The organism is Salinarimonas soli, from assembly GCF_008386575.1.
GTDB lineage: Bacteria > Pseudomonadota > Alphaproteobacteria > Rhizobiales > Beijerinckiaceae > Salinarimonas_A > Salinarimonas_A soli.
In genome coordinates, this window is sequence record NZ_VUOA01000206.1 from 1 (window position 1) to 324 (window position 324).

Annotated in this window: 1 protein-coding gene; it reads right to left on the bottom strand. The window is 51.9% G+C overall.

What is annotated here, in order from left to right:
* Positions 1-324 (bottom strand): ferritin-like domain-containing protein (locus F0L46_RS27860; protein ID WP_188312167.1); only part of this gene is annotated, 324 nt, incomplete at both ends.

The window sequence follows — 324 nt, forward strand, 5'->3', positions numbered from 1 at the left end:
CTGTGGATGAAGAAAATCCTCTCGGCAAGCTGCTTCTGCGTGTCCAAGGCTTTGGCCAGGGCTCCGATCTCGTGGCCGACCTCGACGGTGTAGTTGCTGCCCTTGTCGCCTTTCAGTGTGGTGTGACTCGAGAAGTCCATCTTCCCACCCCTCTTAGTGACGTGCTTTATGAGACCAATGGTTTTCTCCCACGAATCGTCCGATAATTTCCTGAAGAGCTTCGCGAATCCTTCCCTGTTCGTCTGGTAGTTGTTGAAGTAGGAGGCCGACAGGAGATAATGGTAGGAACGTTTCAAATACAGTGAGGCTAATGCCTTCAGTTCG